Genomic DNA, 3,182 nt, shown 5'->3' with positions numbered 1-3,182 from the left:
CGATATTCCAACAGGTGAAACCGCTTACTTTTTCTTCCAGCCTGAAAGCCCTGGCTTTCCGGTTCTGGGACGAGAAAGCCAAGAAGCTGGTGGGTATCCGGCGAATGAGGCAACTTCGAAAGGAACACAGAGAGAAGACTCGGTAGCGAAGCCAGGTGTCCCACGCGAAAACGACATTAGGCCCCCTTGTTGAGACCCCTTCATCGCAAGATTGTCCCGTTGCTCCTGAGCGCCGTAGCGCTGTACTTTGCAGCTGCGGCTTATGGTTTGCACTTTGAAATAAGCCGCTTCCTATTTCCTCGCACGCCCGCTCTCACAGGTAACGCCCCGGAAGCAACTCTCAGCATCAAGAGCAGATCGGGCAATGAATTGCTTGTCCGTCGCTATGGTCAAGCGAGGGTCGGGTGTGTGGTGTTCTTTCCCGGACAACACGGTGCAACTGCGACATATAACCTTGCTAACTACACGACCGCCGGGCTCGCCGTTTTCGCCATAGCCTATCCTGGACAGGACGGCGCATCGGGGCGTACTGAACTGAGCGAGATCGAGGGCCTTGTCGATCAAGCCATCGCCACAGTTGCAAACACCTGTTCGCAGAATCGAACCGTCTTTGTCGGCGTATCGCTTGGGGCCATGCTTGCCGCCTACGCGAGCCATTCAACAAAGCCCGCCGGAGTAGTTCTGCTGTCGGCAGCACCTTCGTTGTCATCAGTCGTTCGCATCCGTTTGCGTTCACATTGGGCTCTTGCGCCGCTCAGCTTGCTGCCGCTGCCGACACTGCTCACGCATGACTACTCGCTTGTCGAGAGCCTAGGGCAACCGCCAAGTGCTCAAGTAGTAATTTTCCAAGGCACACACGACGACCAAACACCGATTCGGCTTCTTTATAGCCCTGATATCCTCTTGACCGGTGTGCGTGTGATAGGTGTGTCCGGCGGCACACATTCCACTACTTTCGTCTTGTCGCAGAAGGCACAGCTCTCAACCATCCTCGAAATGCTTCGAGGCGCTGCTATGTAGAGCGACGGTGCCTTCTTGACCTGCGCTACGTCTAAGTGAAGACGCCTTCATACCCCGATAGATTTGATTCATGTATCCGTCATGTGGCCGTCGCTGTCGCTGCACCTAATGTTGACGGCCACCGGCGCACGTTTGCGACTTGTCTAGCCGAGGTTGCCATGGCCAAGAAAGCGACGTCTGCGCCCACGCGCTCCAACAAGGGAAAACCAGCCACGGCTGCCACCGGTTCAACGAAGGATGTCCGGGGGGCGGGGGACGAACTTCACCAGCAGGCGGGAAACGCCCATCCACCGCTGACCACCCATCAGGGCGTGGCGCTGTCCGACAACCAGAACTCGCTGAAAGCTGCCGCACGCGGGCCGGTGCTGCTTGAAGATTTTATCCTGAGGGAGAAAATTACCCATTTTGACCACGAGCGAATCCCAGAGCGGATCGTCCATGCGCGTGGGTCAGCCGCCCACGGCTACTTCGAACTGGCCACATCTTTAAGTTCCTACACCACCGCCAGGGTTCTGACCGAGGTCGGTGTACGAACCCCCTTGTTTACCCGCTTCTCGACCGTCGCGGGGGGCGCGGGGTCGGTTGATACGCCGCGCGATGTGCGGGGTTTTGCGGTAAAGCTGTACACCAAGGAAGGAAACTGGGACCTGGTGGGCAACAACATCCCGGTGTTTTTCATCCAGGACGCCATCAAGTTTCCAGACCTCATCCACGCGGTAAAGATGGAGCCCGACCGGGGCTTCCCCCAATCAGCCACCGCCCATGACACCTTCTGGGACTTCATCTCCCTCACGCCTGAGTCGATGCACATGATCATGTGGGCCATGTCCGACCGGACTATCCCACGCTCCCTCCGTATGATTGAAGGGTTTGGCATCCACTCATTCCGCCTCGTCAACTCCAAGGGCAAGAGCACCTTTGTAAAGTTTCACTGGCGGCCCAAACTCGGCCTGCAGTCCACCGTCTGGGACGAGGCCGTGAAGCTGGCCGGTGCGGACCCCGACTTTCATCGCCGTGACCTGTTCGAAGCCATCACGGGCGGCAGTTTCCCTGAGTGGGAGCTGGGCGTGCAACTCTTTACCGAGAAGGAAGCCGACCGCTTCCCGTTCGACCACCTGGACGCCACCAAGCTCATTCCCGAAGAGCTAGTTCCACTCAAGATCATCGGGCGGATGGTGCTCGATCGCTGGCCGGACAATTTCTTTGCCGAGACCGAACAGGTCGCCTTTTGCCCGTCCCATCTAGTGCCAGGCATTGATTTCAGCAATGATCCTCTTCTGCAAGGCAGGCTGTTTTCGTACCTCGACACCCAGCTTTCCCGTCTTGGTTCGCCGAACTTCCACCAACTGCCCATCAATGCCCCCAAATGTCCCTTTGCCAACCAGCAGCGTGACGGCCACATGCAGCATCAGGTTCCGAAGGGGCGGGTGGCTTATGAACCGAGTTCCCTTCAGGGCGATTCGCCACGCGAAGATGCGAGAGCGGGATTCCACTCAGTCGCCGCGGAGGAATCAGGCACTCGCGGCCGCATCCGGGCAGAAAGCTTTGCCGACCACTACAGCCAGGCGCGGTTGTTCTACATCAGCCAGACGGCGTTTGAGCAGGCGCACATGGCGTCCGCCCTGGTGTTTGAGCTCTCCAAGGTCGACACGCTTGCCATACGCGAGCTGATGGTTGGCCATCTGCGTCACATTGACGAGGATCTCGCCACCCGAGTGGCGGACGGACTGGGCTTCGATAAAATGCCCAAGGCGCCGCCCGCCAGTGCCCCGGTGGTCAGGATGCAGCCATCGCCCGCCTTGCAAATTATCGGCAAGATGAAAGCCACGCTGGAGGGCAGGGTGGTCGGCATACTCATCAACGATGGCTCGGATGCCAAGGCCATCAACCGGCTGTCAAAGGCAGCCAGGTCTGCCGGTGCCACAGTAAAGGTTGTCGCGCCGAAAGTCGGCGGTGCAACGTTGTCCGATGGGACCAAGCTCCCGGCGGACGGGCAGCTTGCTGGTACGCCGTCCGTCAAGTTCGATGCCGTGGCGGTCGTCTTGTCGGACAAGGGTGCAGCGCAGTTGAGCGGTGAGGCGGCAGCCATCCAGTTTGTCCACGACGCGTTCGGCCACCTCAAGATGCTCGCCCTGGATGATGGCGGCCGTGCTCTGTTCGAT

The 3,182-nt window shown here is 58.9% G+C and carries 2 protein-coding genes; both read left to right on the top strand.

The features are described from left to right. The first annotated feature begins 219 nt into the window (after nt 1-219). Entirely contained in the window at nt 220-1,020 is an 801-nt protein-coding gene (locus tag VK519_RS17480; protein ID WP_324351903.1) for an alpha/beta hydrolase, read from the top strand. A gap of 158 nt (nt 1,021-1,178) precedes the next feature. Further along, on the top strand, nt 1,179-3,182 hold a 2,004-nt coding region (locus VK519_RS17475), incomplete at its 3' end, for a catalase (RefSeq protein WP_324351901.1).

It is taken from the genome of Pinirhizobacter sp. (assembly GCF_035317885.1).
In the GTDB taxonomy this organism is placed as follows: domain Bacteria; phylum Pseudomonadota; class Gammaproteobacteria; order Xanthomonadales; family Rhodanobacteraceae; genus Pinirhizobacter.
The sequence above is the reverse complement of the archived record's forward strand: the minus strand, read 5'-3'. Positions and strand labels throughout refer to the sequence as shown.